Here is a 26,465-nt window from a genome sequence, read left to right as displayed (position 1 = left end):
TATAAATAACATGAAAAATTTGAAGATCAATTACTTACTTATTTCTATAGCGTTGTTAAGCGCACTATCATCATGCCGAAAAGGGAAGAATGATGTGGTGCCCGATCAGCCAACGGCGGAACGTGCCGGGGTGTATATTTTAAATCAGGGCGGTAGCGATGGTAAGGGTTCATTGAGTTATTATGACTATACGCAAAAGAATTTATCGGCAGATATATTTAACGATGCCAACGGCCGGGCAATAGGTAATACCCCTAACGATATGGCCACCTATGGCGCTAAAATGTATATTGTGGTAAACCGCTCGGGCACGGTAGAAGTGGTTAATCCTAAAAATGCCAAATCAATAAAACAGATCAAATTTGAGGATAAGGGCGCTGCACGTGAAGTGCGTTACATCGTTTTTAATAAAAATAAAGCTTTTGTAACCTGTTCAGATGGTAATGTGGCTGTAGTTGATACCGCTACGCTCACTATTGAAAAATACATAGCGGTAGGCCGCAACCCCGAACAGATGGCTATCAGTAACAATAAATTATACGTAGCCAATTCCGGCGGATACAGTTTCCCCAATTATGATAAAACAGTGTCGGTTATTGACTTAAATACGCTTACCGAAACAAAGAAGATAGAAGTACCCATTAACCCTGTAAGTGTAATTGCGGATGCTTACGGCGATGTGTATGTAATATCGATGGGTAATTATATTGATGTTTCACCATCGTTCACACGCATCAGTAGTGCTGCTGATAATGTAACCTCAACTGTTGAAACAAGTGTTGGTTATGGAAATGTAATAACCATAAATGGCGACTTAGCCTACATTATTGGCGGCGACGGCAAAATAAAAGTATACAATGTGAAAACGGAAGCAATAGTGACCGATAACTTTGTTACCGATGGCACCGCTATAGTTGCCCCTTATGCTATAGAGGCAGACAAGCAAACCGGCGAGGTATTTATTACCGATGCAAAAGATTACAGCAGCGCGGGCGAGGTATTTGCCTTTACTAAGGATGGTAAAAAGGAATATACGTTAGAGGTTGGCATAAGCCCCGGTAAAATATTGTTCATAAATAAGTAGTGGCCGGCTGTTTTCTATTTAAAGTATAAATGAGTAATTTCGCTTAATATTCTTTTAACATGTCGGTACAAAAAATGAATGCCCGTAATACGGTATTAATATTAATGATATTAGGTGCAGCAGCCATGCGCTTTGTTACTTATCAGGTGCCTTTTTTAAGCAATTTTACTCCGGTAGGTGCCATAGCCCTATTTGGCGGTACATACTTTACCGATAAGTGGAAAGCCTATTTAGTGCCCTTAACCACGCTTTTTATAAGCGATACGGTGATCAACTACCTGTATTCATCAAGGCTTGAGATAGATTACTCTTATTCGTTTTGGGTGTATTTGAGTTTTGCTATTATGGTGTTTATTGGCACCTTAATTAAAAAGGCAAGTGTAGTAAATGTAAGCCTGGCTTCTTTGGCATCTGTAATTGTATTTTGGTTGCTGACCGACTTGCCATGGTTAATTCCGGGTATGTACCCTAATACTTTAGGCGGATATGCTACTTCTTTATACAACGCGATACCTTTTCAACGCAATATGCTGCTGGGCGATTTCGTTTTTGGGGCGATATTGTATGGCGGCTTTGAAATAGCGAAGAGCAAGTTCGAATACCTGCGTAGTCCGCGCGAGTTGGCTTTATAAAATTTGTAAATGATATTTTTGAAGCGACCGCCCCACGAAGCGGTCGCTTTTTTTGTGGCTAATATTTAACTTGGCAATATGAAAAACATAGTGATCCTTACCGGTGCAGGCATCAGCGCCGAAAGCGGTTTAAAAACATTCAGGGATAGCGACGGCCTTTGGGAGGGATACAATATACAGGACGTAGCCACGCCCGAAGCCTGGGACTGGAACCCGGTAATGGTGCAGGATTTTTATAATGAACGCCGTAAATCGGTATTAGCGGCATTGCCCAATGCAGCCCATTATGCGCTGGCCAGGCTGGAAGAGAAATATAAGGTTACTATCATCACCCAAAATATAGATGACCTGCACCAGCGCGCCGGTTCAACCAATGTAGTACACCTGCATGGCATCATCACCCGGTCGCAAAGCAGCATCGATTCAAAGCTTACTTATCCTATTGATGGCTGGGAATTGAAGATGGGAGAGCTTTGCGAATTAGGCTCGCAATTGCGTGCCCACGTGGTATGGTTTGGTGAAGATGTGCCAATGATTGAAGAAGCGGCGAAAATATGTACCGCTGCCGATATCTTTATTTTGATAGGTACTTCACTGGCTGTTTACCCGGCAGCAGGTCTCATCAATTACGTACCCAAGGATGTAGCCAAAATAATTGTCGACCCGAAAATACCGGGAGTAGGGCACCTCAAAAATGTAGTGCAAATAGAAAAGAACGCAACCGTGGGCGTGCCGCTTTTGGTAGATCAGTTGCTGGGTGTTGATCCTTTAAATTCTGTATGATCAGAATTTACTCTAAACAAGAAATGCCTTGCGAAACCGCAAGGCATTTCTTGTTTACAACGTTTTGGAACTTAAAATCAGTGCCAAATAAAATTCTGTTCGCTAAATATTATTTTTATAAGTAATCAATTTTTCAATTACTTATAAAATATATCTTTAGTAATTATACCGATAGTATGCTTCTTTATAATCCTTGCGCATTTCGGTAAAGCGAGCGGCAATAGTTTTTAAAAAGTCTTCATCCAATATTTCAAATACACTGTTCACGCCATCTGTTAAGTCCATTTCGGCTATCTTGTAGGTTTGTTCTAAAAGGCCCTGCTCAATTTTTACAATGAACTTTTGATTCATGGAAAGGATGGATATTTTAAATTCGGGGTGGGGTAATTCTGCAATAATTCTCATGTCGATTTTTTATATAATGTTCTCTAAAGGATCGTGTCCGTTTATGGTGCCAAAACTGGCGATGGGTTTAAAGCGGGCAAAAAGTTCTTCACTGTACCAGTCTTCCTGGCGGGTTTTTTTGATGACCTCGGCATGTTCCTTGCTTTTATAGGCAAAGCTTTTCATGGCTTCTTCGCTGCTCCATATCGAAAAGGTGGCCTGCCGGTAAACAGGGGCTTCGCCAATACCTACGGAGGTAATATAGCCTGGTGCTTTGCTCATCAGGCTCGCTACTTCATCCACATGCGACCAAAAGTTTTTTAGCCTTTTAAACCTGATAGTAGCGCGGGTAAGTACACAGATAGGGCCAATGTAGTTTGCATTGCTTTCGGGTTTACCAAAGGGCTGTTTGCCATCCCATTTGCCGTGACTTTGTATGGGTGTGCATAGTACAGTCCATATTTCGGTACCGAACAGCCTCCACCAGCCGGATATGAAGGAGCTTTTGTAAAAGGTATTAAAGTCTTCGCGGCTATCCCAGGTGGCCAACAAGCCCCATTGCCGCCAGTCTGGTTCAAGGTCGAAGGTGCCATTGCGGCCGGTGCCCAGTAGTTTCCAAAAGGAGCAGCCATGTTGCAACGCCAGTGGTAGCCTGTGCAAGGCCATAGCCAGCAGCGCGAAAGGCACAAAGGCTTTTTTATATCGAACAATGGTGAGACTAACGATCATCAGCACGAAATAAAAGATTAAATATGAGATTTGCCTTATTTACTTTTAATGGCACATACTTACATTTGTTACATGGCAGAAGATCTGAAAATAATTACCTCTATAGACAAAGAAGAACAATACCTTTCCCTGATACCGCAAATAACCGGTTTATTATACGGAGAAGAAGATTTAGTGGCAAACCTGGCCAATGTAACCGCGGCTTTAAAAGAGCAGTTCAAATGGTTTTGGGTAGGTTTTTACCTTGTTAAAAATGGCGAATTGGTATTGGGCCCTTTCCAGGGACCGGTAGCCTGTACACGCATTGCTAAAGGCAGGGGCGTTTGCGGCGCGTCATGGGCCCAAGCTAAAACTTTAGTGGTTCCGGATGTGGAAGAGTTCCCGGGGCATATTGCTTGCAGTTCACTTTCGAGGTCGGAAGTGGTCGTGCCTATATTTCATAACAACGAAGTCGTAGCTGTGCTTGATGTCGACAGCGAAGAGCTGGCACAATTTGATGAAACGGATGCTAAGTACCTGGAGCAGATTGTTGCCTTGGTCAAGTTCTGATGAGCTGTGTATTTCTTATCCCCGGCTTGGGTGCCGACAGCAGGATCTACAAGAATATCCATATTGAAGAGTACGAGGTTGTCTACGTAAATTGGTTATTACCTGATTTAAGCGATAGTTTAGAAAGCTATGCACAAAAGCTTATCAGTCATTACAATATCACTGATAATTCTATAGTGATTGGTAATTCGTTAGGAGGGATGCTGGCGGTTGAAATCGCCAAGCAAGTAAAGCTGGATAAAGTGATATTGATCTCCAGTATCAAGTCGGTTGATGAAGCGCCTTGGTATTTCCCGGTATTCAGAAGGGTGCCTCTGAACCGCGCCATCCCCGGCAAAGTATTTACCTCGATGGGATTTATGGTAAAGCCGCTGTTTGGTAAAATGTCTGCGGATGAAGCATGGCTGTTTCAGGATATGCTAAAGAACACCTCGCCGGTATTTGCCAAGTGGGCCATGGAGGCTATTCTAAAATGGACAAACAGAACCATTCCCGAAAATCTGTATCATATTACGGGCAATAAGGATACCGTGTTCGATTATAAGCGCATTAAAGGCGCGTACATTGTTGAGGGCGGAACGCATATCATGATTTTTGATAAAGCCGACGAGATCAATCTTTGGCTAAAAAATATTCTAAATTAAATGAAACTCCCAGCATCTTTTTATACCGGTAACGATGTGGTTGACATTGCCCGCAAGTTATTGGGTAAGTACCTGTATACTTGTATTGATGGTGTAATTACAGGTGGTTACATTGTTGAAACAGAAGCTTATAATGGCGCAGGCGATAAAGCATCACACGCCTTTGGCAATAAGAAAACACCGCGTACCCAAACCATGTTTGAGCATGGCGGCATTGCTTATGTTTACCTTTGCTATGGCATTCACGAGATGTTTAACATTGTAACCGGTGCAGAAGGTGTGCCGCATGCGGTTCTCATTCGCGCGGTGCACCCAACGGAGGGTATCGAGGTAATGCAGGCACGGCGTAAAATGGCCGTAGCGAAACCTAATATTACCGCCGGGCCGGGTTCGGTGGCTAAGGCAATGGGTATCTCCAGGCAAATTAATGGGGTGAGCATGTTGAGCGATACGCTTTGGGTCGAAGACAGGGGGCTGCTTTTTGAAGATGAGCAAGTGAAGGTCTGTCCTCGGGTTGGGGTCGACTATGCCGGGGATGATGCCTTGCTGCCGTATCGCTTTTTTGTAAAAGGCGATGTTTATGTAAGTAAACCCAATAAATAATACAAAGCGCAGGCATTGGAACAGCTTTTTTGTATAATTGACCAATGGATTTTCAGAACACGCTTGAATTTGCCCTGCAACTGGACGAGCAGGACTCGCTTAAACACTTTCGTAAAGAGTTTTTAATACCGCAGCATGCCGGTAAGGATGCTATTTATCTTTGCGGCAATTCGCTTGGCCTGCAACCGGTATCGGCACAAAAATACATCGCGGAGCAACTTAGCTCCTGGCAAAACCTCGCGGTAGAAGGATGGTTTGATGGCGATGCGCCCTGGTTGAGTTATCATAAGCAAGTAGCGGCGCTGGCGGCACCTATTGTAGGCGCCAAAATCTCTGAGGTTTCTATCATGAATTCACTTACAGTAAATCTTCATTTACTGATGGTAAGTTTTTATAAGCCAACTGCTAATAAGTTTAAAATCATTATGGAAGGCGGTGCTTTTCCGTCAGATCAGTACGCGGTTGAAAGCCAGGTGAAGTTTCATGGTTATGTTCCGGCGGACGCTGTTATTGAGATCTTTCCACGTGAGGGTGAGTATACTTTATGTACAGAAGATATCCTGAAAACGATAGAAGAAAATAAGGATGAGCTGGCATTGGTCCTCTTCGGCGGCATAAATTATTATACCGGCCAGTACTTCGATATTGAAGCTATCACCAAGGCGGGACATGCGGCCGGTGCTTATGTCGGCATTGACCTGGCACATGCTGCGGGCAATGTGGCTGTTAAGCTGCACGATTGGGATGTTGATTTTGCCTGTTGGTGTTCGTATAAGTACATGAATGCCGGTCCTGGTGGTATAAGCGGGATTTTTGTGCACGAAAAGCACTTTAACGATACGTCGCTCAATCGCTTTACAGGCTGGTGGGGATACCGTGAGGATAAGAGATTCCTGATGGCCCCGGGCTTTGATCCGGCAGTTGGTGCCGAAGGCTGGCAGGTGAGTACCAGTCCCATCCTGTTATTGGCGCTTTATAAGGCTTCTCTCGATGTTTTTGAGCGGGCGGGAGGTATTGATGCCCTTCGCGTAAAAGGAGATGCTCTGACGGCTTACCTGGAGTTTTTGATAAAAGCGGTTAATGATGAGCAGGGCGAAGAGGTTTTCAAGATCATCACGCCTGAAACTATTGCCGACAGGGGCAGTCAGCTATCGCTGATTTGCAAGCGTGATGGAAAGGCGATTTTTAATTACCTTACCCAAAACGGCATAATCGGCGACTGGCGCGAACCCAATGCGATCAGATTAAGCCCCGTACCGCTTTATAATTCTTTTGTTGATGTGTTTAACGCCGCCCGGCACTTAAGTAGCGCAGCGGGCTTATAATTGCTAAATAAATATGGTTTACTATAACCCGAGAGAGTGGTTCTCATTTGTATTCAGGTTTCACAAGGCCGAAACCCTTCGCGAACTTTTTCCGCTGATGACGGCCGTTGGCGCTTATTCGGCCATTGTTACCTTTTTGCTGATCGATTATTTCGAGCTGCCTAAAACCAGTATCATTACCAAGATCATCTATATTCATCAAACCATAGGTTTTGTGTTTTCCTTGCTGCTGGCTTTTCGTATTAATTCGGCTTATGATCGCTGGTGGGAAGGGCGCAAGCTTTGGGGGAGCCTTACCAATAACAGCCGCAACTTCGCTATTAAGCTAAAATACCTTGTTGGTGAAATGGAGATCGCCTACTTCAGGTACTTGATCCCACTTTATGCTCGCGTGCTACGAGATCATCTGCGTGACAAATATCACCCGGAAGATCAGGAGTTCGTTCATATAAATCCCTCACAGCATGTACCTAACCAGATAGCTTCTGCTATGATGAAGGATATCTATCGCCTCAATAAAGAAGGGCAGATCAATATGGAGCAGTTATTGAGCTTAAATACTGAAATGACTTCTTTTACAGATATTTGTGGTGGATGCGAGCGTATTAAAAAGACACCTATTCCGTTCTCATACAGTGTGTTCATCAAAAAGTTTATCTTCAGTTATATCATGACCCTGCCGTTTGCATGGGCCTTTGAACTGAAGTATTTTATTGTGCCTGTTATCGCCTTTGTGTTATTCGTATTTGCCAGTATCGAGTTGATTGCCGAGGAAATCGAAGACCCCTTCGGCCATGATGCCAATGATTTGCCACTTGATAACATCTGCGAGAATATCGATAAACACGTAGGCGAAATCCTGTCCTGATGCTGAAGATAGCTTATGACCCTATCTATGCGCACCCCTTGCCCGAAGGGCATCGCTTCCCGATGCTGAAATACGAGTTGATCCCGGCACAGCTACTGCACGAAGGTGTGATCACTGAGGATAACCTGTTTTCGCCGGAGCCCTTAGATGAGGAGATTATCTTATGGACGCACGACAAGCATTACTGGGAGCAGCTGCGTGATCAAACCCTTTCAGCAAAAGAGATCCGGCGGACGGGGTTCCCATTGTCGCCTAAATTGGTGGAGCGCGAAATACGTATTGCAAAGGGCACTATTGATGGTTGCCATTATGCTTTTGAACATGGCGTAGCCTTTAACGTTGCCGGTGGTACGCACCACGCGGGCAGTAATTGGGGCGAAGGTTTTTGCTTGCTGAACGATCAGGCTATCGCTGCTAACTATTTATTAAATAATAATTTAACTAAATCTATCTTAATAATTGATTTAGATGTACACCAGGGGAATGGCACTGCGCAGATCTTTGAAAATGAGCCGCGGGTATTTACCTTTTCCACTCACGGAGCCAATAATTTTCCTTACCGCAAAGAGATTTCCGATCTGGATATTCCGTTTCCGGATGATACGGGTGATGAGGAATTTTTGAATACGCTCTATCAAACGCTTCCCAAATTGATCGCGCAGCAACAGCCCGATTTTATATTTTACCTTTCGGGGGTAGATGTTTTGGCTACCGATAAACTGGGTAAACTCTCCTTAACCCGCGAAGGCTGCCGAGCGCGCGACGAGTTCGTGTTACAGCAATGCCATCAAAACAATATCCCGGTACAGGTAAGCATGGGCGGTGGGTATTCGCCAAACATCAAAGATATTGTTGAAGCACATTGCAACACTTATAAAGCTGCTGCTGATATATTCTTTTAAAATACAGTGGATTACAGCAATTTATTACTGATCTTATTAAACCGGATATATAGCATTATCGCGGCTGCCGCCAATCCACATACCAGGCCATACCAAACGCCTTGTGCGCCTAAGTCGAGGATGATCCCCATATAATAGCCAATTGGCAAACCTATTAACCAGTAGGATATAAAGGTGATGATGGTGGGCACATTAACATCGCCCATACCCCGCAATACGCCAAGCCCAACCACCTGCACGCCATCGAATATTTGAAATACGGCCGCGATGATCAATAATTGACCCGCTATGGCCACTACCTGGGCATCTGAGGTGATGATCCAAGGCAACCAATTATGCGCGACGATAAAAACGAGCGCGGTGCAAGTCATGAAAGCGATGACGATATGGTAACTTGATAGTGCCGAATAGCGCAGATTGGTATGATCTTTTGCGCCAAAGTTATTACCCGATTTTATAGCTGATGCAGATGATAAACCACTGGCTATCATGAATGTTATGGCTGCCATATTAATGGCCACCTGATGTGCGGCTTGGTGAGTGGCACTTATAGTACCTATCATTATGTTGGCCCCGCTGAATGCGCTTAATTCAAAAGTGCCTTGCAAAGCAACAGGTATCCCTATCTTTAAGATCTTTATTCTCCTTATCTTATCAATCTGCGCAAATGCAAAACTAACGAGGTATTTCTTAAAGTTTTTCGACCGGAAAACGTAGATCGACATGGCAACGGCCATCAGGCAGCGATCTATCAGCGTACTATAGCCTACGCCTTTTATACCCATCGGCGGGATGCCAAAATAACCCTTAATGAAAATAATGCCGAGGCAAATGTTGATCACGTTACCCCATATCGATATCATCATGGCCTGTTTGGTAAAGCCTAAGCCTTCGGCAAATTGCTTAAAGGTATTAAATACTAATAGCGGGATGATTGAAAAACCCATCAGAATAAAAAAGGGCTTGGCCTGCTTTACCACTTCGGGCGATTGATTAAGATGATCGAGTACGTAAACCGAGCCAAAATACATGGCCAGGAAAAGTATGATGCTTGTAAGTATGTTCAGGAAAAAGCTGTTTGATAACAATCTGCCGCATTCTTCATAATTGCCGCGGCCGTTCTCTTGAGAGATGAGCGGTGTCAATCCATAAGAAATACCCAGGCCAATCAGCATGGGTAATATAAACAAACTACCTACCAAAGAAACGGCTGCCAGCGATACGGTGCCCGCGAAATGGCCAACCATAATACTATCCGACACCTGCACGGCTATATGCCCCACCTGCGAAATAATAACAGGCGTGGCTAAGGTTAACGTGTCGCGGTAATGGGGTTTATATTTTAAGTAGATACGTTTCATGATCGCGACAAATTAAGGTCGCAAAAATAGGAAAACGGGAGAGAACGAAGGCTTAGCAGGCAGTATAAAATTCTTCCTTCTCGGTGGTGTGCACCAGTATCACGCCCGAAAGCACCAGGTCAACCAGTATACGCTGCGCCCTTCGGCGACCGATATTCAGCAGATCACAAAGCTGTTTTACGGTGATGCGCTGCATTTTTTCGAGATACTCCAGCAATGCTTTTTCTTTTGACGAGTATTCTATCAATACCCCCGTATCATCAGCCGATCGTTTAAGCACGTCAACCACAATTTTGCTGGCCAATACGCTTTTATCCTTCACCCTGATGTATACCCACCATTTACCGTCTTCGGCAAGGGCGTAGTGGGGTTTATCGTTGCTGGGTGGTATTTCGGCCACTAAAACAACTTTGTCGTCAATATAAACTTCTTCAAAAACAGGGTCGAGCGCGGGGCGGCAATAAAAGTGCGCAGCCTTGGTGAGCATAAACTTTTCTTCCTCTTCAGATTTTACGCCCAGTATAGTACCATTATCTGCAACGCCAACCAGCAGCATACCGCCCTTGTTATTGGCGAAGGATACCATGGTTTTGGCTATTTTTTCGTAACGGGTAATTGTCTTTTTAAAATCTAACGATACACCTTCTCCTTCAAAAATCAGCTTTTTTATAATTGCTCTGTTCACTGCGCTTAATCTTTAGTGTAAGGTGTAAAAATCCCCATCCATCTTTCGGGGTTGTTAATTGGTGTAAAGCCAAACTGGCTGTACAAACCATGGGCATCTGATGTCGCTAACGACCATCTTCTCAAACCTTGTAAACCGGGCCAGTTCATAATTGTTTGTACCAGCCATTTCGAAAGCCCTTGTTTGCGGTGCTCGTTCAATACAAATACATCGCATAAATACGCGAACGTAGCCTCGTCGGTAACCACCCTTGCAAAGCCCGCCTGCCTGCCATTATGATAAATGCCGAAGCACAGGGAGTGTTCAATGGCCCTTAGCAGTTTTTCACGCGGGATACCTTTTGCCCAATATGATTCCTTGTCAAGATAATTATAAACGGTATCAATATCAATTAATTCTTTATCGGTTGATATGGTATAGCCCTTTTTCAGAAAGGCATCATCATTCATAAACACAGTCATACAGCGGCCGTTTGTTTGTTGTCAACATAATCGAGATTGCGCATATACACTTCGCTTAACAACGAAGCGCACAAAATACCGTTCTCGTCAATCATTTCAATGGGGTAGGCCTTTACGTTTTTGCCAATACGGTTTAAATTGTTTTCGGCCTCGGTTATATCGTTGTCGCTTAGCTGAATGGTAAAGCTAAGTGTGGTGCGTGCCGGTTTAATATACCTGATATCGCAAGCCTTTAACCAAACGATGATCCGATAGCCTTTATTACTGAATATCTGGTGAAAAAGTACCGGGTAAAATGGGTCGGCAGCCGAAAATATGGTGCCGCCAAAAATTGATTTGTTGTAGTTTTTATTCAGAAAGCTCTTCTTAACACGAACCGTTACCCCCCTGAAACCGGGCTCGAACTTTACAACCCAAATACGCTGAAACAGCATAGGCGGATACAAGCGCATGATCCATTTTAGCCTGTTTTCGCTTACCCTCATAATGTATAAATATATAAAATTGGAAATATATGGATAGTTAAAAATTTGGTTACAAGGTGCCAATCTGTATAAAAGGTTATGATAAAGGCATTTATTTTTGTACGATTTACATTTTTCTGCAAAAAAGTTTAAACAATAAAGTTTTGGCAGCGTTGTTGTGATAATTAATAGAAATTGATAAACATTTAATCTGATACTTTATGAAAAAGCACATTTTAACATTAGCATTAGCGACGACCATGATCGGTGCTATTGTAACAGGATGCAGTTCACAAGAAAAAGCAAGCAGTTCAGACACTTCAGCAGCAGATTCAGCAGCTGTAACTACAACTGATACTACTGCAAAATCTGACACAACCAAAACACCTGATAGCCCCGCTGCAACAGATACTACTAAAAAAATGTAATCTCTTTTGCACTAACATAAAAAGGCCTGGTCAGCATTATGCTGGCCAGGCCTTTTTTGTTTTATCGTAGCTTCAAAAAAAAAATTGATTTCAGCGTGGGGGGACATGCACCTCAGGTTGTCTGCTGTGTATATTAAGGTTAATTATTACATTTAAAGCCTTACGGGTTTGCAAACAGATAATATACATACAGCATTTCAATTACAGCTCAATGCCGATAGCGCCGATTTCGACAGTATCTACCTTGATCATTATACGGCGCTGCATCATTATGCCTATACCATGCTTAATGATGGTGCTTTGGCTGATGAAATGGTGCATGATGTTTTTTTGAAGCTATTGGAACGTAAAGATCCCATCAGCATCCACACTTCGCTAAAAGCATACCTGTATCGCTCGGTGCATAATGAGTGCCTTAATTATATCAAGCACCAAAAGGTAAAACAAAGCTATTTAAACCATGCCGGTTACGAAATGGATAATCAAAGCGAAAATACATCGGGTGGTTTACAGTACCGCGAACTGGAACAGCGGCTGTTAAAAGCCATTAACGAACTGCCCGAGCAATGCCGTACCATATTCCAGATGCGGCGTTTTGAAGAACTTAAATATGCAGAGATAGCCGCCAAATTGGGCATAAGCACCAAAACGGTAGAAAACCAGATGAACAAGGCACTGAAAAGGCTAAGGCTGCAATTGGCAGATTACCTGCCTTTTTTATTGTGGATACTAATAAATATGATGCGATGAATTTAAACGCTGAAAACATGGAAATGAACGACGATCTGCTGATCAGTTGCCTGTTGGGCGAAGCATCAGCCGAACAAGTGGCACAGGTAACCGAATGGCGCAAAGATGATGCCGCCAATGAGCGACACTACATGCAATTTGCACAGGTATGGGAGGCAAGCGATAAACTCAAATTTACCGGGCAGGCAGATGCCCAGGAATCTTTAGGCAGGCTGAAGCAAAAAATAGCCATACAAAAAGCCGATAAGGGTAAAGAAGTAATACTGCCGCGCAGTTATAACTGGTTACGTATAGCTGCCGTATTGCTGGCCTTTGCAGGGGGCGTGTGGTTGTATATGATAAATAAAAACCCTGCCAAAGATGTGGACTTCGCTACCGATAAGGCGGTCAGGATAGATACCTTGTCCGACGGTTCTGTTATCACCCTTAACAAAAACAGCTTATTGCAATACCCCGAAACCTTTAGCGGAAACAAACGAAAGGTTACGCTGGTGAGGGGCGAGGCCTTTTTTAGTATTACCCCCGATAAAAGTAAACCATTTATAATTAACAGCAGCGGTACCGTTATTAAGGTGGTAGGTACATCGTTCAACGTGAAAAATAGGAACAGCAATATTGAGGTAATTGTAGAAACCGGAATAGTAGAGGTAAGCAACAGCGGTAAAATGCTCTCGCTTAAACCCGGCGAAAAAGCGGTGGTAAAGAAACTGGAAAAGGAATTGGTAAAACAGAAAAATACCGATCAGCTATATAATTATTACAGGAGCAAGGAATTTGTTGCTGATGATACACCCTTATGGCGCATAGTGGAGGTATTGAATGAGGCTTACGATAGCCGCATCATTATTGGCCGTAAGGAGTTGAGGAACCTGCCGCTGAACACCACATTCAAAAATGAACCATTAGATAGCGTGTTGAAGGTGATCACCCGTACGTTTAACATCACTGTGGAAAAGAAGAATAACCAGATCATACTTAAATAGCTGCCTGTTAAATGAATTTTACTTTACTACGTTCATCAAAAAAGGTTAGGCTGCTATTTACTTTTATACTGTTATCACTTGTTATAAGTAACCGGGTACAAGCCCAATATTTATTGAGTAAGCCGGTTTCGATCAACGCAAACCACGAAAAATTGGCCGTCGTGCTTAACGAAATCAGCAAACAGGGTGGCTTCTATTTTTCTTACAACGGCGAAATTTTGCGAAAGGATAGCCTTGTGACAATCAATGCCAATAATAAATTGGTAATTGAGGTATTACGGCTGCTGTTTAACCAGAAATACGAATATGCCGAACAAAACGGCTACATTATAATTACTCCGGCCTTGCCGAGATTATCGCTCATTAATACCGATATGACCAATGATGACAATACCTATTCGGTAAGTGGTTTTGTGGTCGACGAGCGTAATGGTGAGCGTTTAATGAATGCCAGCGTGTACGAAAAGCAGCAACTGGTATCGGCATTAACGGATGAGCACGGTTATTTCAGGCTTAAATTCAGGGCGGGCAACCCTCAAACCATCAGTATTACCGCAAGTAAAAGATCATACAAAGATACTTCTATCACCTTTTTACAAACTATATCTGTTAGCCAGCGCAACCGTTTGGCCGATTATTACAGTGCCGCAGATAAAGGCAACAGGGTGGAACGCACCGGATTGGGCAGGCTGTTTATCTCCACCCGGCAAATGATCCAAAGTTTAAACATTCCCGATTTTTTTGCTCACCGGCCATTTCAGGTGTCACTTACACCCGGTTTGAGTTCGCATGGCATGTTTAGTCCGCAGGTGGTAAATAAGTTTTCGGTGAATTTGGTTGGAGGCTATACCGCCGGGGTAAACGGATTGGAGGTAGGTGGTTTATTCAACATTAACAAGCGCGATAGCCGTTATTTACAAATGGCAGGCATCTTCAATTTAGTAGGCGGTACGCTAAATGGTTTGCAATTGGCGGGTGTAAATAACCAGGTGCTGGATACGGTTAAAGGTGTGCAGGTAGCAGGGTTTATAAACAGGAGCGAGGGCCCTGTATACGGTTTGCAATTAACTACCCTGCGTAATGATGCTCACAAATTGAAAGGCGTACAGATAGGATTGGTAAACAGCGCAGATACTTCCGAGGGCATCAGCATTGGTTTGCTGAATATTATCCGCAACGGCTTTTATAAAGTGAGCTTATCTGCCAATACTCTTACTAATACCAATATTTCCTTAAAAACGGGTACGCATGCTTTCTACAGCACCTTGCTAACGGGTGTAAACATCTCTGGCAATAATAAAATGTATTCATTCGGTTTGGGTGTAGGCCACGATTTTATGTTTAGTCCGTCCGTTTACTTATCTGCCGAAGCCGATTACCAGTTTGCCAATACCGGGGCGTGGGATGACAGGTGGGCGCAGGGGAAATTGCTGCTCAACATGCAACTATCAAAACATGTAAGCCTTTTTGCCGGACCAACCTACAATAAATATTCTTATACGGGCAGTCAGCCGGGTTACCAAACACGGTTCAGGGTGCCTCTTGAATATTATGGTCGTAATCCCGTGAAACGATGGATAAGCTGGGAAGCCGGTATAGCCTTTAACTCTACATTCAGCAAGCAGGAAGAAAAAACTAAGACTGACAACTCCCGGTTCTGGTATTTAGGTACGGCATTTACCGGTGGTATCGGCTGGGATAGGCCATACAAGAATGTATACGGAACAGAACTGTTCCTTCAACGTGATTTGGGCAGCCACAGCGCTGGTACATTTACCGTAGGTTACACCTACCACAGTGCCGATCATATTGAAACGTTTTATTCCGGTATTCCTAACGGGGCTTCGGATCAGATATTTATAAATGATTTTAAGGCGATACCGGTTAAGGCGGGTATCCGCAGCTATTCGGGCAAACACTGGTTCTTCGGTGGTGAACTGGGGATGGCATTCGGCATAGGTTATCCTGCCTTGCACCGTGCCACTTCCGGCGATGGTAATTTTACAGAAGAAGGTACAGGTATCAAAAAATCGGCACTCTACGCTATTTCCATGGGGTACCGCTTCAATAACGGTCTGGAAACAGGTATCAAGTTTGAAGATTATGTACGCTTTGCAGGCATCAAACAGTTCGGTTTGAGATTGGGCTATCGCCTTAAATTAAATTAAAATATTGGGGCGTAGGGGCGAGGCGTAATGTTGTTGTCATACCTGCAAAAATATATCACTATGTTAAAAAATACATTTATCAAGGCAGCAGCAGCATCTATATTACTATTTGGCTCGCTGTCGGTTAACGCGCAAAGCAAATGGCGTATCGGTTTCGGTGTCGATCCGGGTTTGGCCACTAAAGATCCTTTTCAATATACTTTAGGCGGCGATATCAGGCTGCAAAGAGATTTTAACAACCGCGTATCGGGTACGCTAACCGCCGGATTCACCCACTTTTTTGAGAAAGATCATTTTACTGGCTTTAACCAATATGGCAGCCCATACAATGTAATCCCTGTTAAGGCCGGTATCAAGTACTTTGTGGCCAATAAATTATATGTAGGCGGCGAGGCCGGTGTTGGTTTTGGGTTTGAGCAATGGGGGAACTCGTTCTTATGGTCGCCATCGGTAGGTTTAACGTTTAGTAACGGGCTCGATATGAGTGTTAAATATGAGGATTATACCCGTAGCAGTATCACCAGAACGCTTGCCCTGTGCATAGCTTATGGCTTTAGTTTGAAAAAGCTAAGTGTACATAAAAAAGCTGATGCTCCCGAAGGCTGGCTGTTAGGTTTAGCAGTATCGCCCGGACAAACAACCGAAGGTTCCAATGGCTTTACCCTTGGTGGCGAACTAAGCCTGCATCATCGTTTAACCAGCAACCTTGACGCGTCATTATCCGGTGGTATCACACACTATTTTTCTACCTATCCTAATTACTATGTTGATCAGTCGACTGTTGCCTACAGTTTCCGTACCGATACTACCACAAGCAACGTTATCCCGCTGAAAGCCGGGTTAAGGTTATTTGCCGGTAAAAAATTCTATGTAGGCGGAGAGGCGGGTATAGGCTTTGCTACCAAAGGCGGCAGTCAGTTTGTTTATTCGCCATCAATAGGCTTGCAATTTAAAAACGGTATTGATGCCGGTATTAAGTACGAGGCCTATAGCGGTCATAACATCGCTGATGTGCTTGCGCTTCGTTTACGTTATCTCCTAAAGCTTTAATTACATACCGAAACAAAAAAGCAGCGTGTTGAGCGCTGCTTTTTTGTTGATTGAAAGTATATTGAACTTAGTTAACGTCAAAGAAATCTTCAAGGCTGCCAAAATATACATTATCCCAGCCGTCGGTTATATCTTCATAAGCTTCATCGGGAATGTTGGTATGCCTTAACTCAACAGAAGTGCCGTGTTTATCATCGTGTAATTTAATGGTCACTATTGATTCTTCGGTTTGGCCGTCAAAATACCATTGCTGAACTACCTTTTTGTTGGGCTCAAATTCGATATTCTTACCTACAATGCTGCCTTCCCACAATGAAAATTCCGATCCGGGTTCGGTTGACATTTCGGCCGGGTCACCTGTCCATAATTGTATGGTAACCGGGTTGGTAAGCGCCATGTAGATCTCTTCGGGCGTGGCCGGTATTATATAATATTTTTTGTAATCTTTCACGGGTGCAATTTAGCGCAAATATTTTACTTAGCCACAGGCCCTATAGGTAAAACTGTTTTGCCGTATACCTCGTTCAGCACATTGGCAATGCCGGTATAAATGGCCGATGCTCCGCAGATGATACCTTCATATCCGGCTAAATGCGTGATTGCTTTGTTCCCGGTAGCATCGCCTGCCACCAGCAAACCAAACAATATAACCAGCGAACCAAATACAAATTGCAAAGCACGGTTTAAACGCAGCGTACCGAAAAACAGAAACAGCGTAAATAACCCCCAGATGCCGAGGTAAGCGCACATGGCACCTTCTGATGTTTTTTCGGCCAATCCCCATTTGGGTAACAGTATCAGGCCAACTAACGATAACCAAAAGAAACCGTAAGACGTAAAGGCCGTTAAGCCGAATGTGTTGTTCTTTTTAGCTTCTATAATTCCGGCAATCACCTGCGCCAATCCGCCATAAAAAAGGCCCATGGCCAGTATCATGGAGTTAAGTTCGAAGAAACCGGCGTTGTGGATGTTGAGCAGTACGGTGGTCATGCCGAAGGCACACAAACCGAGAGGAGCAGGGTTAGCGATGCCGTCCGATACCAGAACGGGAGTAGTAACTACAGTCATAATTGTTTTGGTTTAATTGGATTTACCTGCAATGTAAATTTTTTTAAAAACAAATTACAAGTAAATTTAAAAACCCGCTACAACATTTGGCGTTAACCATTTATATATGCAGAAATTAGTATTACTACGGCATGGCGAAAGTGTTTGGAACCAGGAGAACCGCTTTACCGGTTGGACAGATGTTGACCTATCGCCCGAAGGATTTGAACAGGCCAGCAGGGCTGGTAAGCTGTTAGATAAGCATGGTTATAACTTTGATGCCGGCTTTACATCGGTATTAAAACGATCAATAAAAACATTGCACTTTGTGCTGGAAGAGTTGGATCACCTTTGGATCCCCGTAACCAAATCATGGCGTTTGAACGAACGGTTTTATGGTGCCTTACAAGGATTGAACAAAGATGAAACTATAGCTAAATACGGCGAGGAGCAGGTGCACAAATGGCGGCGCGACCCCAACGAGCATCCGCCTGAAGTAACACACGATGACGAATGCTATCCCGGTCACGACATCCGCTACAAAGACCTTACCCAGCGCGAAATACCCGTTACCGAAAACCTTAGCGAAACCATGGAGAGGGTATTACCCTTTTGGAGTGAAGTGATTGTGAAGGCCATGCGCCAAAACCAAAAAGTGATCATCTGCGCGCATGGTAACAGCCTGCGGGCACTTATAAAATATATGGATCTGCTTAGTGATGAGGATGTGACTAATCTCGATATCCCTACAGCTACACCCTGGATTTATGAACTGGATGAGGGACTGAATACCATCAGACATTATTACCTGGAATAATACATTGCACCCACATTGTCATTTCGATGAGGTACGAAGAGAAATCTTCTTCGTAATGTGAGTCGACAATCTATATTGAAAAAGCTTAGACAACTTTTTAAAAGTTGTCTAAGCTAATATGCGTTTACGCCTCGTCGTTCGGATACAATTCCCCGGCTTTTTGGGCCGAAAATTTAATACCTTTTATCATAGCCGAACTAAAGCCATTATGTTCCATTTCGTTCAAACCTGCTATGGTACAGCCTTTTGGTGAAGTTACCTTATCAATTTCCTGTTCGGGGTGCGATGATAGTTGCAGTAGAAGATCTGCTGCGCCTTTAGCAGTTTGCGCGGCCATACGCAATGCATCGTGCGCATGGAAGCCGATCTCGGTACCGCCTTGCGATGCCGCACGGATAGAACGCAGGAAGAACGCGATACCACAGGCGCAAAGCGCGGTGGCCGATGTCATGAGTTCTTCATTGATCTGTATACTTACACCTACCGTATCAAATAATGATCTTACTAAGTTGATGTTCTTCTGTGTACCGTTATCAGTAGCAATACATGTCATCGATTGCCCAATAGCTATAGCGGTATTAGGCATGGCCCTTATCACCTGTACATTTACCTCTAAATGTTTGCGAATATCCTCGCAGCTAACACCCGATATAACCGATACCAGCAGTTGTTTTTCTGATTTTATTACAGGCTTAATTTCATCGAGCAGTTTGTTAAGCTGCTGCGGCAAAACTGCCAGTACAACAATATCAGCCTTTTTAACTGCCTTTGTGTTTACAGAGGTGGTTTGATAACCCTGCTCGGCATACTCATCAAGCGCAGCAACGTTTCTGCGGGTAAGTATAACCTGATTGGGCTTACATATATTAGCCGCCACTAATCCCTTTGCTAATGATAAACCTATATTACCGCTGCCTAAAATGGCAATGTTTTGCTGTGCATTCATATATTGTTGCTTAAGCGTGTCCCAAATGGTTGTTGTCCCTTAATATTTCCCAAATCGTCAGACCGGCCAATGATCACCGATTTAACGCCGCAGGCAATTGCCGTAAAAGCGTTATCCAGTTTTGGCAGCATGCCGCTGTGTATAATTTCCTGTTTTTTCAATTCTTCATAACGCTTCGGATCGATATCTCGTATTACCGATTCCTCATCATTTATATCGTGCAAAACGCCTTTTTTCTCAAAGCAGTATATCAGCGTGGTTTCGTACAGTTTTGATAACGATACCGCAAGGGCCGAAGCAATGGTATCGGCATTGGTATTTAATAACTGCCCTTCGCCATCGTGGGTTATCGCGCAAAAAGCGGGGGTAAAGCCTGCCTCAAGCAATCGCTGTATGTTTTCCGGGTTAATAGAATTTTCATCTATATCACCAACAAAACCGTAATCAATAGTTTTAACGGGGCGTTTCTTAGTGCGGATAAAATTCCCGTCGGCACCTGTTAAGCCTATCGCGTTAGTGCCAAAACGCTGTAGCTGGGCCACAATGTTCTTGTTGATCAGTCCACCATAAACCATGGTTACCACACGTAACGTTTCAATATCTGTAATGCGCCTGCCGTCAACTAATTTTGCTTCAATGCCTAATGTGGCCGAAAGCTGGGTGGCTACTTTTCCGCCCCCGTGTACCAAAATCTTGTGGCCGTCAAGTGAGCTAAAATCCTGAAGAAAATTATGCAAATTTTCAGAATTATCTATCACATTGCCGCCAATTTTAATAATATATAGTTTATTCACCTTGTTAGTAGTCTTTAAATACTTCTTATCAATGCCCATTTGGTGAATTAACGCCCTGTTTTTGATAAATATGATTCAAAATTAGCAAATAAGCGGCATTTATTTAATATTACGGTGTTAAATCGTTATTAAATTACAATTTTTAAACACTGGCTCAACAAAAAAGCACTTAATTAGTTGTCTATTATAACATATGATGAGCAACGAAAATACTACCGCCAAACCACTTGTGGTTATTATAGGCGGCGGCTTTGGCGGCATACAGGTTGCAAAGCGTTTAAAATCAGCACCTGTTGAGGTTTTAATGCTCGATAAGCATAACTATCATACCTTTCAGCCGCTGCTATACCAGGTAGCTACCGGTACATTAGAGGCCGATTCCGTTGGCTTCCCGATCCGGCGGATCTTCACCGGGCAAAAGAACTTCAGCTTCAGGCTTACCGAAGTACAAAAGATAGATGCGGAAAACAATACGGTTATCACCAGTACGGGCGATATTAAATATGATTACCTGGTAATAGCCACAGGCTCAAATACCAACTTCTTTGGCAATAAGGAATTGGAGAGCTGTACCATGCCGATGAAGAATGTTCCTGAAGCGTTGAACCTGCGCAGCCTCATCCTTCAAAACCTCGAAACAGCGAACATTACTACTGATGCCGAAGAACGCCGGGCATTGCTCACTTTTGTTATAGTAGGCGGCGGCCCTACGGGTGTAGAGCTTTCAGGTGCATTAGCTGATTTTCGTAAGTATATTTTACATAAAGATTTTCCGAAGTTGGATAATGATGAGATGAAGGTTTACCTGATAGAAAGTAAGCCTCGCCTTATTGCCGCCATGACGGAGCAGGCATCAGCCGCGGCAAAAAGATTTTTGACGGATATGCACGTTCACGTATCTAACGGTATCAGGGTGCTGGGTTATGATGGCCTTACACTCTCCATAAACGACGGTACTACGTTAAAAACACGCAACGTATTTTGGACGGCCGGTGTAATGGGCGAAGTACCCGAAGGCATACCCAAAGAGATCATCAGTAGTGGCTACCGTATTGAAACGGATGAGTTTAGCAAAGTAAAAGGCTTTCAAAATATATTCGCCATTGGCGATGTCTCATCAATGGTAACTCCGCTCGCGCCGAATGGTTATCCCGGTGTCGCGCCGGTTGCAGTACAGCAAGGGCAGCAGTTGGCTAAAAACCTTGTCCGTATTATCAATGGCGAGGCTGTTGTGCCTTTTAAATATACTGATAAGGGCACTATGGCTACCATTGGCCTTAATAAGGCTGTGGCAGACATTGGTAAAATGCGTTTTCAGGGCTTTTTTGCCTGGCTGCTGTGGATGGTGGTGCACGTTATGTCGTTAGCCGGATTCACCAATAAGGCCATCGTATTCTTGAACTGGTCGATAGGTTATTTTAGCCGTAATAGCGATAACCGCTTGATTATTCGATTTTTTAATATTAAAACCATGATGACAGAGCCGGTTGCAAAGTAGCATCAGGCTGTCAATATAAACCAATATGGATCTTTTTGTAATAATAGCATTGCTCGTTATTTTGAGCGCCGTTTATTCCTATATCAATGCCCGCTTTATTAAGTTGCCGGGTACCATAGGGGTAATCAGTATTGCTATTTTAGGGTCGGTAGCCATTATTGTTATCAATAATACCAACCCCGGTATGGCTAAGCACCTGACGGCATTGGCAAAAAGCATCAACTTTTCGCGTACGGTACTCAATGTAATGCTGGGTTTTCTGTTGGTTGCCAGCGCGTTTAATCTGGATACCAATAAGTTGAAAAAGGCCATGCGGCCGGTATTTATATTAAGTACGCTGGGTGTTATCCTCTCTACTACTATATTCGGTTTTCTTTTTTACTGGATCACCGGCTTTTTCGATATCAGGCTACCGCTTGTTTATTGCTTTTTGTTCGGCGCGTTGGTTTCACCAACAGACCCGGTGGCGGTATCGGCCATTATAAAAGGTTCAAACTTGCCGCAGCATTTAGAAACCATTATTTCGGGCGAATCTTTGTTTAACGACGGGATCGGCCTGTTGCTTTTCATCGTGATACTTGAAGTAGTAAATGCCGGTGTAGATAATATTGATGTAGCTAAAACGGCTGTTTTGTTTGCACAGGAAGTATTTGGGGGGATTGCTTTGGGGGCATTTACAGGCTACCTGGCATATCGATTAATGAGATCTATCACCGATTTTCAAACCATCGTACTGGTATCGTTGGCGTTAGTACTTACCAATTCATTGGTAGCGTCATTTCTGCATTTGTCAATTCCATTATCAGTAGTTACGGCGGGATTATTTGCGGGTAACCGTTCTATCAACAGGGATAACAAAGAGCATTCGCACGAGGCTTTAGAAAAATTTTGGGAGCTGATCGACGAAATGCTTAATACCATATTGTTTGTGATGATAGGCTTGCAGATGATCGTGGTACCCTACATTAATAACTATTGGCTTACCGGTATATTGGCCATCTGTATTATTTTGCTATCGCGATGGTTGAGTATTTTATTGCCGGTAACACTGTTAAGGCGCACGCTGAATATCAACTATGGTACCATTAATATTTTAACCTGGGCAGGAGTAAGGGGAGGGATTTCAATAGCATTGGCACTTTCACTACCCGAATCAAAATATCGGTACCTCATCTTATCGGCTTGTTATTTTGTGGTGATCTTCTCTATTATTGTGCAGGGGCTTACCTTAAACAAGGTGATCAATGCCTCGTACCGTAAAGATAAATAGCGATCACTTTTTATCGAGGGCTTGCATGTAAGCTGCAATATCACGCTCATTGGTATCTGCGCTATTTTTTAGCGCGTTGATGATATTGTTACGCTCCAATTCGGTTTTATTCTGGCTCAGTTTCTTTTTAGCCTGAAGGTTTGTTACTTCAATCTCAAAAGCTGTTATCCCTTTTATCAAACCATCGCGATAGATATCCGGCAGACTTTCCCATTGTTGCATGTAGGCTGCTTCATACTGGTTGATGGTATGGGCCAGTAATCTGAATTTATCGGCGACTTCTGCCAATTCTTTTGCTTTACCATAAGCATGTACAGCCAAATAATTCCACGTAGGCACGTTGGTTTCTTTTTCGTAATGCGATGGCGAAATATAAGCATGTGGTTCGGTAAATATCACCAGTACTTCGCTGCCATCAATCGCTTTGGCCTGCGGGTTTGCCTTAGCGAAATGTGAGGACAGTGTGATCTTACCATCACGCTGCTCAATTAAAAATGGGAGATGTGTAGCTTCAGGTTTGCCATCAATCACGTTAATTATAGTAGCGAAGCTGTAACGCTGCATAAACATTACAGCTTCGTTTAGATTATCAATACGATTGTTTGCCGGCGTGTACATATTATAAGCTTTCCAGCATTTGTTTCAACACCGCTTGCGCTGCCCAAACACGGTTACCTGCTTCGTGCACCACAATAGAGTTTGGTCCGTCGAGTATTTCGTCAGACAGTTCCAGGTTACGGCGAACAGGCAGGCAATGCATTACCTTGGCATTGTTGGTTGGCGCTAATTTTTCGTTGGTTAGCATCCAGTCTTCATTGCCACCGGTAATTTGCCCGTAAGGCTCATAAGCCGACCAATTTTTTACATATATAAAATCGGCATCTTTCAATGCTTCATCCTGGTTGTGGGTAATAGTAGCACCGCTGGTAAAATCGCTACTTAAAGCGTAACCTTCCGGATGGGCGATGGTAAAGTCGACATCAGCCTTGCACATCCATTCGGCAAAAGAATTAGGTACAGCCTGCGGAAGCGCTTTAATATGCGGCGCCCAGGTAAGCACTACTTTAGGGCGGGCTGTAGTTTTTAATTCCTGAATGGTCACTAAATCGGCCAGGCTTTGCAGCGGGTGACGTGTAGCCGATTCAAGACTTACCACCGGAACACCGCAGAACTTAACGAATTTGTTGAATATGGCTTCACTATAATCTTCCTCACGATCTTTAAGGCCAGGGAATGAGCGCACGCCTATAATATCGGCATACTGACCCATTACGGCTGCCGCTTCGCGGATATGCTCAACGGTTGTGCCGTTCATTATAGCGCCATCCTGTAGTTCAAGGGCCCAGCCTTCTTTATCAATGTTAAGCACCATTACGTTCATACCTAAATTAAGGCCTGCCTTTTGGGTGCTCATACGGGTACGCAAGCTTGGGTTAAGAAAAACCAGGCCCAGCGTTTTGTTTTTACCCAAATGCTGATGCGCGTACGGATCTTGCTTCAGCTTTAAAGCTTCGGCAACCAGCGCGTTAATATCAGTAACATCGTGTACAGAAGAAAATAGTTTCATATAACCCCTCCAAACCTCCCCTGAAGGGGAGGCGATAATTTAAATATGTTTTATAATACGCCCATTAAGTTCCCCCTTCAGGGGGTTAGGGGGCTAATGTTAATTTAAACGCTTCCAAAAATCTATCGGCATGCGCTTTTGTCAAATTTAAAGCAGGCAACAACCTGATCACGTTTGGCTTAGCTTCGCCCGTAAATATATGGTGTTTGAATAGCAGGTCCTTACGCACGTTGGCCAGTTCTTCGGGCAGTTCAATACCGATCATCAGACCACGGCCCCTAACTTCTTTTACCTGCTCAAATTTCTTTAACTCGCTGATCAAGTAAGCGCCAACTTCGGCCGCGTTTTGCATCAGATTATTGCTTTCAATCTCTTCCAGCACCGCTAAACCTGCCGCGCAGGCTAAGTGGTTACCACCGAAGGTAGTACCCAGCATTCCGTAAGCAGGTTTTATTTTTGGCGCAATAATGATCCCACCAATAGGGAAGCCATTACCCATGCCTTTAGCCATAGTATATATATCGGCATTAACACCGGCAAAATCATGCGAGAAGAATTTACCGGTACGGCCATAACCACACTGTACCGAATCGGCAATGTAAACCGCGTTATGCTCGTCGCACAAAGTGCGTATTTTTTGCAGAAAGCTTTCGGTAGCTACCTGTATACCGCCTACGCCCTGTATGCCTTCAATAATTACCGATGAAATTTCGTTTTCGGCAAAAGCCTGTTCTAAAGCTGCTTCATCGCACCAAGGTAAAAATATCACGTTATCGGTTTCGTTTACCGGAGCGACAATTTTAGGGTTGTCGGTAGCGGCAACCGCCAACGAAGTACGACCGTGGAATGCTTTTTTGAAAGCGATAATTTTCTTTTTACCATTATAAAAAGAAGCCAGTTTAAGGGCATTCTCATTAGCTTCGGCACCCGAATTACACAGGAACAACTGATAATCCTCTTTACCCGAAACATGGCCCAGTTTTTCGGCCAGTTCTTTTTGTAAAGGGATCTCGATGGAATTTGAGTAGAAACCAATCTGATGCAATTGTTTCTCCAAACGCGCCACATAATGCGGATTGGTATGACCAATTGATATAACCGCATGGCCACCATACAGGTCAAGGTATTCAGTGCCCTTGTCATCATAAACAAGGCTGCCTACACCTTTAACTATATTTATATTATTGATAGGATATACGTCGAATAAGTTCATTTCTTTGTAAGCTAAAAGCGAAAAGTCTAAAGCTGAAAGCTTCTATTTTCGCAATATTTTGATTAAGCCGATTAACATGGCTTTTACTTCGTTAAGTTGTTGATTTACTAAGCTATATAATTCAATTTCTATATAACTCAAGTCTTTACATAATAGGCAACAGTATTCTAATTCGTGAACAGAACCTAAAGCTATGTCTAAAAAATGTGCGAAATCCTTTTCTGTATTTCTTCCACTGCCTTCTACAATATTCAAAGGAATCGAATACGCTGCTCTCTTTGTTTGACTGGTAAGATCGAACTGCTCATTTTTAGGCAGTTTGGGTAACAGGTACTTGTAAACGAATAGGTTAAGTTCATGCGACTTGTTCCATACCTGTAGTTTCTTATAATCTCTCATTAGCGTTTAGCGTATTGAATTTCTTTTTCCTAAATGCTCGAAAGCTTTAGACTTTCCGCTT

The 26,465-nt window shown here is 43.4% G+C and carries 31 protein-coding genes; 17 read left to right on the top strand and 14 right to left on the bottom strand.

What is annotated here, in order from left to right; translation table 11 throughout:
- Positions 1-10 precede the first annotated feature (10 nt).
- From ABD894_RS01575 to ABD894_RS01565, 3 genes are all read left to right on the top strand, one after another.
- A complete protein-coding gene (locus tag ABD894_RS01575) occupies positions 11-1,084 on the top strand; it encodes a DUF5074 domain-containing protein (protein ID WP_345209221.1) in 1,074 nt (357 codons plus the stop codon).
- A gap of 59 nt (positions 1,085-1,143) precedes the next feature.
- Positions 1,144-1,716 carry a DUF6580 family putative transport protein gene (locus tag ABD894_RS01570; protein ID WP_345209220.1) on the top strand — a complete coding sequence of 191 codons (573 nt, stop codon included), beginning with the start codon at positions 1,144-1,146 and terminating at the stop codon, positions 1,714-1,716.
- Positions 1,717-1,794: 78 nt separating this feature from the next.
- The gene (locus tag ABD894_RS01565) at positions 1,795-2,499 is read left to right on the top strand and encodes an SIR2 family NAD-dependent protein deacylase (protein ID WP_345209219.1); all 705 of its coding nucleotides are present in this window, start codon (positions 1,795-1,797) and stop codon (positions 2,497-2,499) included.
- Between the two features lie 156 nt (positions 2,500-2,655).
- On the opposite strand, the gene ABD894_RS01560 is transcribed toward ABD894_RS01565, so the two are convergent.
- Positions 2,656-2,904: a hypothetical protein gene (locus ABD894_RS01560; protein WP_345209218.1), complete on the bottom strand. Its 249-nt coding sequence runs from the start codon at positions 2,902-2,904 to the stop codon at positions 2,656-2,658.
- Positions 2,905-2,913: 9 nt separating this feature from the next.
- Positions 2,914-3,612 (bottom strand): DUF3291 domain-containing protein, encoded by a 699-nt coding sequence (locus ABD894_RS01555; RefSeq protein WP_345209217.1) that lies wholly within the window; start codon positions 3,610-3,612, stop codon positions 2,914-2,916.
- 72 nt (positions 3,613-3,684) lie between these two features.
- Here ABD894_RS01555 and ABD894_RS01550 point away from each other — a divergent pair, with 72 nt between their 5' ends.
- From ABD894_RS01550 to ABD894_RS01525, 6 genes are read left to right on the top strand one after another with little or no spacing between them, the layout of a single operon-like run.
- On the top strand, positions 3,685-4,161 hold the full coding sequence (locus ABD894_RS01550) for a GAF domain-containing protein (protein WP_345209216.1): 477 nt from the start codon (positions 3,685-3,687) through the stop codon (positions 4,159-4,161).
- Complete coding sequence (locus ABD894_RS01545) at positions 4,161-4,805, top strand: alpha/beta hydrolase (RefSeq protein ID WP_345209215.1); 645 nt, start codon at positions 4,161-4,163, stop codon at positions 4,803-4,805. Before ABD894_RS01550 ends, ABD894_RS01545 begins: the two co-directional genes overlap by 1 nt.
- On the top strand, positions 4,806-5,408 hold the full coding sequence (locus ABD894_RS01540) for a DNA-3-methyladenine glycosylase (protein ID WP_345209214.1): 603 nt from the start codon (positions 4,806-4,808) through the stop codon (positions 5,406-5,408). It begins immediately after the preceding gene.
- Positions 5,409-5,452: 44 nt separating this feature from the next.
- Positions 5,453-6,733 carry a kynureninase gene (gene kynU / locus ABD894_RS01535; protein ID WP_345209213.1) on the top strand — a complete coding sequence of 427 codons (1,281 nt, stop codon included), beginning with the start codon at positions 5,453-5,455 and terminating at the stop codon, positions 6,731-6,733.
- 13 nt (positions 6,734-6,746) lie between these two features.
- Complete coding sequence (locus ABD894_RS01530; protein ID WP_345209212.1) at positions 6,747-7,601, top strand: bestrophin family protein; 855 nt, start codon at positions 6,747-6,749, stop codon at positions 7,599-7,601.
- Entirely contained in the window at positions 7,601-8,503 is a 903-nt protein-coding gene (locus ABD894_RS01525; protein WP_345209211.1) for a histone deacetylase family protein, read from the top strand. Before ABD894_RS01530 ends, ABD894_RS01525 begins: the two co-directional genes overlap by 1 nt.
- An 11-nt stretch (positions 8,504-8,514) precedes the next feature.
- Here the strand turns inward: ABD894_RS01525 and ABD894_RS01520 are convergent, their stop codons facing one another.
- The 4 genes from ABD894_RS01520 to ABD894_RS01505 are packed head-to-tail and all read right to left on the bottom strand — an operon-like array spanning position 8,515 to position 11,495.
- Positions 8,515-9,864 (bottom strand): MATE family efflux transporter, encoded by a 1,350-nt coding sequence (locus tag ABD894_RS01520; protein WP_345209210.1) that lies wholly within the window; start codon positions 9,862-9,864, stop codon positions 8,515-8,517.
- Positions 9,865-9,916: 52 nt separating this feature from the next.
- Entirely contained in the window at positions 9,917-10,549 is a 633-nt protein-coding gene (locus ABD894_RS01515) for an AlbA family DNA-binding domain-containing protein (protein WP_345209209.1), read from the bottom strand.
- A 5-nt stretch (positions 10,550-10,554) separates the two neighbouring features.
- On the bottom strand, positions 10,555-11,010 hold the full coding sequence (locus ABD894_RS01510) for a GNAT family N-acetyltransferase (RefSeq protein WP_345209208.1): 456 nt from the start codon (positions 11,008-11,010) through the stop codon (positions 10,555-10,557).
- Complete coding sequence (locus ABD894_RS01505) at positions 11,007-11,495, bottom strand: DUF4442 domain-containing protein (RefSeq protein WP_345209207.1); 489 nt, start codon at positions 11,493-11,495, stop codon at positions 11,007-11,009. The genes ABD894_RS01510 and ABD894_RS01505 overlap by 4 nt, the downstream gene beginning before the upstream one ends.
- A gap of 200 nt (positions 11,496-11,695) precedes the next feature.
- Between ABD894_RS01505 and ABD894_RS01500 the strand changes: the two genes are divergently transcribed.
- From ABD894_RS01500 to ABD894_RS01480, 5 genes are all read left to right on the top strand, one after another.
- Positions 11,696-11,902, top strand: a complete 207-nt coding sequence (locus ABD894_RS01500; protein ID WP_345209206.1) for a hypothetical protein — start codon at positions 11,696-11,698, stop codon at positions 11,900-11,902.
- Between the two features lie 168 nt (positions 11,903-12,070).
- Positions 12,071-12,652, top strand: a complete 582-nt coding sequence (locus tag ABD894_RS01495) for an RNA polymerase sigma-70 factor (RefSeq protein ID WP_345209205.1) — start codon at positions 12,071-12,073, stop codon at positions 12,650-12,652.
- Positions 12,649-13,635 (top strand): FecR family protein, encoded by a 987-nt coding sequence (locus tag ABD894_RS01490; RefSeq protein WP_345209204.1) that lies wholly within the window; start codon positions 12,649-12,651, stop codon positions 13,633-13,635. The genes ABD894_RS01495 and ABD894_RS01490 overlap by 4 nt, the downstream gene beginning before the upstream one ends.
- Positions 13,636-13,646: 11 nt before the next feature.
- Positions 13,647-15,803, top strand: a complete 2,157-nt coding sequence (locus ABD894_RS01485; protein WP_345209203.1) for a peptidase associated/transthyretin-like domain-containing protein — start codon at positions 13,647-13,649, stop codon at positions 15,801-15,803.
- A gap of 60 nt (positions 15,804-15,863) precedes the next feature.
- Entirely contained in the window at positions 15,864-16,853 is a 990-nt protein-coding gene (locus ABD894_RS01480; protein ID WP_345209202.1) for a hypothetical protein, read from the top strand.
- Positions 16,854-16,920: 67 nt separating this feature from the next.
- On the opposite strand, the gene ABD894_RS01475 is transcribed toward ABD894_RS01480, so the two are convergent.
- Together ABD894_RS01475 and ABD894_RS01470 are read right to left on the bottom strand one after the other, a co-directional pair.
- Entirely contained in the window at positions 16,921-17,304 is a 384-nt protein-coding gene (locus ABD894_RS01475; RefSeq protein ID WP_345209201.1) for an SRPBCC domain-containing protein, read from the bottom strand.
- Between the two features lie 23 nt (positions 17,305-17,327).
- Positions 17,328-17,921 carry an acetate uptake transporter gene (locus tag ABD894_RS01470; RefSeq protein WP_345209200.1) on the bottom strand — a complete coding sequence of 198 codons (594 nt, stop codon included), beginning with the start codon at positions 17,919-17,921 and terminating at the stop codon, positions 17,328-17,330.
- 106 nt (positions 17,922-18,027) lie between these two features.
- Between ABD894_RS01470 and gpmA the strand changes: the two genes are divergently transcribed.
- A complete protein-coding gene (gene gpmA, locus ABD894_RS01465) occupies positions 18,028-18,717 on the top strand; it encodes a 2,3-diphosphoglycerate-dependent phosphoglycerate mutase (protein ID WP_345209199.1) in 690 nt (229 codons plus the stop codon).
- Between the two features lie 124 nt (positions 18,718-18,841).
- On the opposite strand, the gene proC is transcribed toward gpmA, so the two are convergent.
- Together proC and argB are read right to left on the bottom strand one after the other, a co-directional pair.
- A complete protein-coding gene (gene proC, locus ABD894_RS01460; RefSeq protein ID WP_345209198.1) occupies positions 18,842-19,663 on the bottom strand; it encodes a pyrroline-5-carboxylate reductase in 822 nt (273 codons plus the stop codon).
- A complete protein-coding gene (gene argB / locus ABD894_RS01455) occupies positions 19,660-20,496 on the bottom strand; it encodes an acetylglutamate kinase (protein WP_345209197.1) in 837 nt (278 codons plus the stop codon). Before argB ends, proC begins: the two co-directional genes overlap by 4 nt.
- Before the next feature lie 154 nt (positions 20,497-20,650).
- Here argB and ABD894_RS01450 point away from each other — a divergent pair, with 154 nt between their 5' ends.
- Positions 20,651-21,955, top strand: coding sequence for an NAD(P)/FAD-dependent oxidoreductase (locus ABD894_RS01450; RefSeq protein WP_345209196.1), 1,305 nt, complete (start codon positions 20,651-20,653; stop codon positions 21,953-21,955).
- Between the two features lie 25 nt (positions 21,956-21,980).
- The gene (locus ABD894_RS01445; RefSeq protein WP_345209195.1) at positions 21,981-23,225 is read left to right on the top strand and encodes a cation:proton antiporter; all 1,245 of its coding nucleotides are present in this window, start codon (positions 21,981-21,983) and stop codon (positions 23,223-23,225) included.
- Between the two features lie 3 nt (positions 23,226-23,228).
- Here the strand turns inward: ABD894_RS01445 and ABD894_RS01440 are convergent, their stop codons facing one another.
- The 4 genes from ABD894_RS01440 to ABD894_RS01425 all read right to left on the bottom strand — a co-directional run bounded on the left by ABD894_RS01440 (position 23,229) and on the right by ABD894_RS01425 (position 26,404).
- On the bottom strand, positions 23,229-23,843 hold the full coding sequence (locus ABD894_RS01440; protein WP_345209194.1) for an FMN-binding negative transcriptional regulator: 615 nt from the start codon (positions 23,841-23,843) through the stop codon (positions 23,229-23,231).
- Position 23,844: 1 nt separating this feature from the next.
- The gene (locus tag ABD894_RS01435) at positions 23,845-24,792 is read right to left on the bottom strand and encodes an N-acetylornithine carbamoyltransferase (protein ID WP_345209193.1); all 948 of its coding nucleotides are present in this window, start codon (positions 24,790-24,792) and stop codon (positions 23,845-23,847) included.
- An 85-nt stretch (positions 24,793-24,877) separates the two neighbouring features.
- A complete protein-coding gene (locus ABD894_RS01430; protein ID WP_345209192.1) occupies positions 24,878-26,005 on the bottom strand; it encodes an aspartate aminotransferase family protein in 1,128 nt (375 codons plus the stop codon).
- 42 nt (positions 26,006-26,047) lie between these two features.
- A complete protein-coding gene (locus ABD894_RS01425) occupies positions 26,048-26,404 on the bottom strand; it encodes a four helix bundle protein (RefSeq protein ID WP_345209191.1) in 357 nt (118 codons plus the stop codon).
- Positions 26,405-26,465 lie beyond the last annotated feature (61 nt).

This window comes from Mucilaginibacter gynuensis, from assembly GCF_039541195.1.
Classification (GTDB): Bacteria; Bacteroidota; Bacteroidia; order Sphingobacteriales; family Sphingobacteriaceae; genus Mucilaginibacter; species Mucilaginibacter gynuensis.
This window is presented reverse-complemented; position numbering and strand designations above follow the sequence as displayed.

Bases quoted from the DNA above. Each gene is read 5' to 3' on its own strand.
- ABD894_RS01555 (WP_345209217.1), bottom strand. From the start codon at position 3,612: ATGATCGTTAGTCTCACCATTGTTCGATATAAAAAAGCCTTTGTGCCT.
- ABD894_RS01560 (WP_345209218.1), bottom strand. From the start codon at position 2,904: ATGAGAATTATTGCAGAATTACCCCACCCCGAATTTAAAATATCCATC.
- ABD894_RS01545 (WP_345209215.1), top strand. From the start codon at position 4,161: ATGAGCTGTGTATTTCTTATCCCCGGCTTGGGTGCCGACAGCAGGATC.
- ABD894_RS01525 (WP_345209211.1), top strand. From the start codon at position 7,601: ATGCTGAAGATAGCTTATGACCCTATCTATGCGCACCCCTTGCCCGAA.
- ABD894_RS01510 (WP_345209208.1), bottom strand. From the start codon at position 11,010: ATGACTGTGTTTATGAATGATGATGCCTTTCTGAAAAAGGGCTATACC.
- ABD894_RS01485 (WP_345209203.1), top strand. From the start codon at position 13,647: ATGAATTTTACTTTACTACGTTCATCAAAAAAGGTTAGGCTGCTATTT.
- ABD894_RS01490 (WP_345209204.1), top strand. From the start codon at position 12,649: ATGAATTTAAACGCTGAAAACATGGAAATGAACGACGATCTGCTGATC.
- ABD894_RS01505 (WP_345209207.1), bottom strand. From the start codon at position 11,495: ATGAGGGTAAGCGAAAACAGGCTAAAATGGATCATGCGCTTGTATCCG.
- ABD894_RS01440 (WP_345209194.1), bottom strand. From the start codon at position 23,843: ATGTACACGCCGGCAAACAATCGTATTGATAATCTAAACGAAGCTGTA.
- ABD894_RS01540 (WP_345209214.1), top strand. From the start codon at position 4,806: ATGAAACTCCCAGCATCTTTTTATACCGGTAACGATGTGGTTGACATT.
- ABD894_RS01435 (WP_345209193.1), bottom strand. From the start codon at position 24,792: ATGAAACTATTTTCTTCTGTACACGATGTTACTGATATTAACGCGCTG.
- ABD894_RS01575 (WP_345209221.1), top strand. From the start codon at position 11: ATGAAAAATTTGAAGATCAATTACTTACTTATTTCTATAGCGTTGTTA.
- ABD894_RS01430 (WP_345209192.1), bottom strand. From the start codon at position 26,005: ATGAACTTATTCGACGTATATCCTATCAATAATATAAATATAGTTAAA.
- ABD894_RS01565 (WP_345209219.1), top strand. From the start codon at position 1,795: ATGAAAAACATAGTGATCCTTACCGGTGCAGGCATCAGCGCCGAAAGC.
- gpmA (WP_345209199.1), top strand. From the start codon at position 18,028: ATGCAGAAATTAGTATTACTACGGCATGGCGAAAGTGTTTGGAACCAG.
- ABD894_RS01550 (WP_345209216.1), top strand. From the start codon at position 3,685: ATGGCAGAAGATCTGAAAATAATTACCTCTATAGACAAAGAAGAACAA.
- ABD894_RS01520 (WP_345209210.1), bottom strand. From the start codon at position 9,864: ATGAAACGTATCTACTTAAAATATAAACCCCATTACCGCGACACGTTA.
- ABD894_RS01570 (WP_345209220.1), top strand. From the start codon at position 1,144: ATGTCGGTACAAAAAATGAATGCCCGTAATACGGTATTAATATTAATG.
- ABD894_RS01445 (WP_345209195.1), top strand. From the start codon at position 21,981: ATGGATCTTTTTGTAATAATAGCATTGCTCGTTATTTTGAGCGCCGTT.
- kynU (WP_345209213.1), top strand. From the start codon at position 5,453: ATGGATTTTCAGAACACGCTTGAATTTGCCCTGCAACTGGACGAGCAG.
- ABD894_RS01500 (WP_345209206.1), top strand. From the start codon at position 11,696: ATGAAAAAGCACATTTTAACATTAGCATTAGCGACGACCATGATCGGT.
- ABD894_RS01530 (WP_345209212.1), top strand. From the start codon at position 6,747: ATGGTTTACTATAACCCGAGAGAGTGGTTCTCATTTGTATTCAGGTTT.
- ABD894_RS01450 (WP_345209196.1), top strand. From the start codon at position 20,651: ATGATGAGCAACGAAAATACTACCGCCAAACCACTTGTGGTTATTATA.
- ABD894_RS01470 (WP_345209200.1), bottom strand. From the start codon at position 17,921: ATGACTGTAGTTACTACTCCCGTTCTGGTATCGGACGGCATCGCTAAC.
- ABD894_RS01425 (WP_345209191.1), bottom strand. From the start codon at position 26,404: ATGAGAGATTATAAGAAACTACAGGTATGGAACAAGTCGCATGAACTT.
- argB (WP_345209197.1), bottom strand. From the start codon at position 20,496: ATGGGCATTGATAAGAAGTATTTAAAGACTACTAACAAGGTGAATAAA.
- ABD894_RS01480 (WP_345209202.1), top strand. From the start codon at position 15,864: ATGTTAAAAAATACATTTATCAAGGCAGCAGCAGCATCTATATTACTA.
- proC (WP_345209198.1), bottom strand. From the start codon at position 19,663: ATGAATGCACAGCAAAACATTGCCATTTTAGGCAGCGGTAATATAGGT.